The organism is Micromonospora sp. M51 (genome assembly GCF_018070305.1).
Lineage (GTDB): Bacteria > Actinomycetota > Actinomycetes > Mycobacteriales > Micromonosporaceae > Micromonospora > Micromonospora parva.
In genome coordinates, this window is sequence record NZ_JAGPXZ010000378.1 from 1 (window position 1) to 5,805 (window position 5,805).

5 protein-coding genes are annotated in these 5,805 nt (G+C 72.4%); 3 read left to right on the forward strand and 2 right to left on the reverse strand.

All coding sequences use genetic code 11. The features are described 5' to 3' along the window. The coding region (locus KBX53_RS19770) for a hypothetical protein (protein ID WP_247675899.1) at window positions 1-546 on the reverse strand (546 nt) is incomplete at its 3' end. Window positions 547-551: 5 nt separating this feature from the next. Then, window positions 552-1,808, reverse strand: coding sequence for an Hsp70 family protein (locus tag KBX53_RS19775; protein WP_210860915.1), 1,257 nt, complete (start codon window positions 1,806-1,808; stop codon window positions 552-554). Window positions 1,809-2,110: 302 nt separating this feature from the next. Here KBX53_RS19775 and KBX53_RS19780 point away from each other — a divergent pair, with 302 nt between their 5' ends. From KBX53_RS19780 to KBX53_RS19790, 3 genes are all read left to right on the forward strand, one after another. Then, a complete protein-coding gene (locus KBX53_RS19780; protein WP_030330448.1) occupies window positions 2,111-2,995 on the forward strand; it encodes an IniB N-terminal domain-containing protein in 885 nt (294 codons plus the stop codon). Between the two features lie 115 nt (window positions 2,996-3,110). Then, window positions 3,111-4,964, forward strand: a complete 1,854-nt coding sequence (locus KBX53_RS19785; RefSeq protein WP_210860917.1) for a dynamin family protein — start codon at window positions 3,111-3,113, stop codon at window positions 4,962-4,964. Next, window positions 4,961-5,805: dynamin family protein (locus KBX53_RS19790; RefSeq protein ID WP_210860916.1), on the forward strand; the 845-nt coding region annotated here is incomplete at its 3' end. The genes KBX53_RS19785 and KBX53_RS19790, both read left to right, overlap by 4 nt.

The window sequence follows — 5,805 nt, forward strand, 5'->3', positions numbered from 1 at the left end:
GGCCAGACCTCGGGCCAGCCGCTCGACGTCCCGGGGGACTCCGGCGGTCTGCGTGTGGACGAAGTCGACCAGGTCGGCGGGGCGACCCAGCTCGGGTGTGGCGGCGAGGTGGGCGGCGGTCTGCTCCCGGGTGAACGGCGTGAGCAGCACGGCCCGCCCGTCGCGTCGCAGGGCGTCGACCAGCTCGCTGAACGCCGCCGACCGCGGCCACGGGCGGTGGGCGACCACCAGTCGGTGTCGACGGCCGGCGACCAGACGCAGCAGAGCCCCGATCCGGGCGTCGTCGAGCAGGTGCGCGTCGTCGACCAGCAGCACCGTGTCGGGGTCGACCGGCGCGCCCGGCTCCGGTGCGGCCGTCTGGACGGCGATGCCGGCGCGCTGGTGAACGCGCTCCAGCTCGGCGAGGAGCGCTGTCTTACCGTGGCCGGCCGGGCCGGCGATGCCGACGGCGAGCGGGCCGACCAGATTCTGGGCGACGGTGTCCAACAGGGCCTGCAACCCCTTGTCCACTGTCAGTCCTGGTACGGCGAGGTCATTCATGATCATCAGGGTCATCCTTCGCGCCCCCGGGCGCGGGCCAGCGCCAGGCGGGACGGCTTCGGCAGTTCCAGTGGGAGGAGTCGGACCGGGGGCCGCGGTGGCGGATCGCCCGGAACGGTGTGCTGAGGGCGGCGTTGTGCCGGGATGGTGGCCCGCCCGGCACCGCTGACCGGGGCCGGGACGCGGGCCGGCGCCGGCTGGCGGGGGCGTGGCGACACCACCTGACAGGCGGCCATCGCGGCGCCGGTGGCGGCGGTCAACTGTGCGTCCGGCTCCACCTCGACCGGCACCGGCAGGGCCGCGCCGATCAGCTCGGTCACCAGCGGGACCCGGGTCGAGCCGCCGGCCAGCAGGACGCCGTCGAGCTGCGCCGCAGTCAGGTCGGCGCTGCGCACGGCCCGCAGCAGCAGGTCGACGGTGGCCTGCACCGTCGGGCGGATCATGGCCTCGAACTGCGCCCGGGTCACCGGCACCCGGGCCGGGCCGTTGGGCAGGGTCAGCACCACGTCGGCTGTGAGGTCGACGGTCAGCACCCGCTTGACCCGGTCGCACTCCGCGCGCAGCCCGCGCAGCGCGGCCTGGGCCCCGCGACGTCCGGTCGCTGCCAACTCCCGGGCCAGCACGGTACGAGCGTGCTCGGCCAGCGCCTCGTCGAAGTCGGCGCCACCGATCGAGTCGAGACCCTGCGGGGTGCCGAACGTCTCGTACGTGCCGCGTGGGGTGCGGCGCACCAGGGCCGCCTCGAAGCTGTTGCCGCCCAGGGCGTAGACCACAGCCGTGCTGCCCGCGAACCCGCGAGCGGCGTGGCTCTCGGCCACCGTGACGGTGCGGGGCAGCAGTGTCACGTGCCGCAGGCCGAGGTCCGACAACGCCCGGTGCAGCACCTCCCGCCGGTAGGGGCGCCAGCCGGCCGGGTGGCTGAGCACGATCGCCTCGGCCGCCCCGCCCTCCAGGGCGTGCACCCGCTCCACCACCCACGCCGCCAACTCGGCGGTCAGCGTCTGCGGCGCGCACGGCTCGCCGCCGAGCAGCACCGGCACGTCGTCGCCGATCCGGTGGACGAAGTCCCGGGTGGTGCGGCTGCCGTCGTCGGTCGCCGGCTCACCGACCCGCAGTGAACCGTCCTCCGCCAGGCACAGCACCGAGGGCATGAGAGGTGAGACGGCACTGAGCGGGACTGCCTCGGGGCGGGTCCAGGTCGCGCCGCGTCGTGCGACGGCCGCGGCGGTGTTGCTGCTTCCGATGTCTATCCCCAGGACGTACGGCATCGTCTCTGTCTCTCCCCGTGAGTCGGCCGGTCGGTGGCGATGGCGCCGGCTGCCCGACGACGCACCCCCGGCGAACCCCGCGGGCTCCTACGTTCGTACCAGAGATCAGTCCCTGGTCGGGACCCTAATCTCGTCGGGACGGTTTCCCCCTGTCCCCCTAACGTACGAGGTGGCGGAGCCCCTAGTTCAACCGGCCCGGATGCGGGCTGAGCCCCGATGCCCGGGGGCCACCCCCGGCAATAGCGTCGTCACTGTCGACGTACGACACCCCGCCCAACGCCAGATCCGAGGAGAACCGGCACATGGACTCGCAGCAGACGCTCCACGACTTCGTGCTCGACCTACTGACGAACCCGGACGCGCGGTCGGCCTTCGACCTCGACCCGGAGGGTGCGTTGCGGGGCGCCGGGCTCACCGACATCACCGCTGCTGACGTGCAGGACGTCGTACCGCTGGTCGTCGACTACGCGCCGGGGGCGGGCCTCGCGCCGCTGGCTTCGCCGGTGGGGCAGCTCGGGCTGGACCCGCTGCTCACCGACACCACCGACGTGGTGGGTCAGTTGCAGAGCGTGGCGCAGCAGATCAGCGTCACCAGCTCGCCCAGTGGCGTGGACGTCAAGGCCGGCGTGCTCGGCGCCATCGCTGTCGACCCGTCGACCGCCGCCGCCGGGGTCACCGTGCTGCCCGGCATCGGTCTGGGCGTCGGTCCGTCCGGCCTGGACACCGACCTGGCGGGTGTCTCCGACGTGGCGCACACGCTCGACGCGGACGTGGTGCAGCCGGTGGACGCCATCGCGGACCCGGTGCTCGGGGACGTCACCAGCACCGTCGGTGACCCGACCGGTCTGCTCGACGTCACCGACTCGAACCTGATCGGCGGCGACCTGACCGGTGGTGCCCTCTCCGGCACCCACGGTCAGCTCGGCGGGGTCGTCAGCTCGCTGGGTGTCGACGACACCCTCAACGGGCTGGGCCTCGGGCACGGCGACGGTGTCGTCGGCGGGGTCCCGCCGCTTGACGTGCCGTCGACGGTGGGCGGCGTGACGCACCAGGTGGACAGCCTCCTCCCCGGTGTCACCGACACGGTCGGTGACGTGACCGGTGGGGTCACCGATGGTGTGCTCGGCGGCGACTCGCACGCCTCGTCCGATCACGGGCTGCTGGGTATCACCGGCGGTCTGCTCTGACCCGGATCTCCGGGCGGAGCGAGGGGCCGGATCGTCTCGGGCGATCCGGCCCCTTCCGGTTCCACATCCGGTCCCTCTTGATAATTGAGCCGAAATCCGCACACTTGGTGCGGTGATGGCCGGGATCTGGTTGGACGTGCTGGACGAGATCGCCCGCACGTGCACTGCACACGGTCGCGGTGACCTGCTCCAGACGGTGCGGCAGAAGCGTGCGCAACTGCTGGATCCGACACTGCGTGTCCTGGTCATCGGCGAGCCGAACCAGGGTAAGAGTCAGCTGATCAACGCGATCATCAACGCTCCGGCCTGCCCGGTCGGCGACGGCCGTACCACCGTCCTGCCGACAGTGGTGCGGCACGCCGAGGCCCCCGCCGCGGCGGTGGCCCAGGCGCCGCCACCGACCCCGGGCCAGGCCACCGGCGCCGCCACGGTCACCATCGAGCGGACCCCGGTGGCGCTCAACCAGGTCGCGGCGAGCGTGGCCGGCCTGGTCGGGCGTCGGCCCGGCGGCGGCCCGGCGTACGTCGAGATCGGGCTGCCGCGAGCCCTGCTCGGGGCCGGGGTGGTGCTGGTGGACACTCCCGGCACCGACGAGGTCGCCGGTCTCGGCGCCGCCGCCCCGGTCGCCGCGTTCAACCGCGCGGACACCGTGCTGCTGGTGTCCGACTCGACCCGGGAGTTGTCCGTCGCCGAGCTGAACATGCTGCTGCACATCATGCGGTCCCATCCGAACGTGGTGGTGGTGCAGAGCAAGACCGACCTGGTGGCGGACTGGCGTACGGTCGCTGAGCGCAACCGGCAGCACCTGGCCGAGGCGGGGGTGCCGGCAACGCTGATCCCGGTGTCCGCGGCGCTGCGACTGCGCGCCGCCGCGGCCGAGGACCACGCGCTCAACGCCGAGTCCGGTTTCCCGGCGCTGATCGCCCGCCTGCAACGCGACCGGGCCGGCAAGGCCGACCACCTGGCCCGAGCGGCGGTGCAGACGGTGGCCCGCACGGTGGTGGAACAGTTGGCCGCGCCGCTGCGCGCCGAGTTGGCGACCCAGGAGGAAGAGGAGCAGTCCGGGCCGATCGCCCGGCTGCACGCGGCGCAGCGCGAGGTCGACGAACTGCGCCGGTGCTCCACCCGGTGGCAGAACACACTGACCGACGAGATCACCGACCTGCTCGCCGACCTCGAGTACGACCTGCGCGACCGGACCCGTCAGATCCTGCGCGCGGTGGACGAGGCGTTCGACACCGCGGACCCGTTGGTCGCCTGGGACACGTTCCAGGAGTGGCTGGAGCGAAGTCTGGTGGAGGCGGCGGAGGCGAACCACGAGTGGCTGATCCAGCGCTGCGACTGGATCGCCCGGCGGGTGGCCGCCAACTTCGACAGGTACGGCTACGACGTGCTGCCGCCCTGGTCGATGACGATGCCGGAGGACATGGGCGAGCGACTGCCCGAGCTGCAACGGCCGATGATCGACCGGTTCACCACCGGCCAGAAGCTGTTCACCGGCATGAAGGGCTCGTACGGCGGCATGCTGATGTTCGGGCTGGCGACCACCCTGGCCGGGATGCCGATGATCAACCCGGTCTCGGTCGGCATCGGGGCGCTCTTCGGTGGCAAGAGCATCCGCGACGAGAGCAAGCAGTTGCTGCGTCGGCGGCAGGCCACCGTCAAGACGGCCATCCAGCGGCATGTCGACGACTTCTTCGTCCGGATCGTCCGGGACTGCCGTGACGCCGCGCGGCAGGTGCAGCGGATGTTGCGGGATCACTTCACGGGGCTGACCGAGGAACTCCAGGAGGCCATCGTGCAGTCGTTCCGCAGCGCGAAGCAGGAGGCCGACACCGATGCCTCAGTGCGCGAGCAGCGGCAACGCGAGATCCGGCTGAAGATGACCCGGTTGGCCGCGCTCTACGAGCAGGCCCAGCAGTTGACCGGCGCCCGCTCGGCCCCGCTGCTGCTGGAGCCGCAGGCATGACGGTGGGGGTGCGCCTGGACGAGGCGGCGTGGGGGTTGCTGCACCAGGCCATCGAGCTGTACCAGGACAATCCCCGGGCCGTGGCGGAGCTTCGGCATCAGGTGGCCCGGTTGGAGCAACCGCTGCGGATCGCCGTCGTCGGCCCGTGGCGATCGGGCAAGTCGACGGTGCTGAACGCGTTGATGGGCGAGGAGGTCGCGCCGGTCGAGCGGGCGGACGGCGCCTTCACCTGGTACGAGGACGGCGAAGCGCCGCGGGCGATCGCGTACCCGGTCGGGCAGCCACCGCAGGAGTTGGCGGTGGTGAAGTCGGCGACCGGGCTGCGGGTGGATCTGGGCTGGGGTACGGGCGAGGTCCGGGACATCGTGGTGCGGTGGCCGACGCGGGCGCTGCGACAGATCACGTTGATCGACACCCCGGCGGTCAGCAGCGGCGCCGAGCAGGACCGGTCGCCGGTGTTGGAGCGGGTGCTGCGGGATTCGGACGCGGTGTTGTACCTGACCCGCGACTGTCGCGACAGCGATCTGCGGGTGCTGGAGTCCGCACGCGACAGTGCTGTCGGTCAGTCCGCCCCGGTCAACGTGATCATGGTGTTGTCCCGGGCCGACGAGACCGGCGGGGGCCGCATCGACGGCCTGCTCACGGCCCGGCAGCTGGCCCGGCGGCACCACCGTGACCCGAGGGTCAACGCGCTCAGCGTCAACGTCGTGGCGTGCAGCGCGATGATCGGCCTGGCGGGCCGGATGCTCGGTGAGTCGGACTTCGCCGCGCTCGCGACAGTGGCCCAGGTGCCCCGGGCGGAGTTGGACGTCCACCTCATCTCCGCCGACCGCTTCCTCCA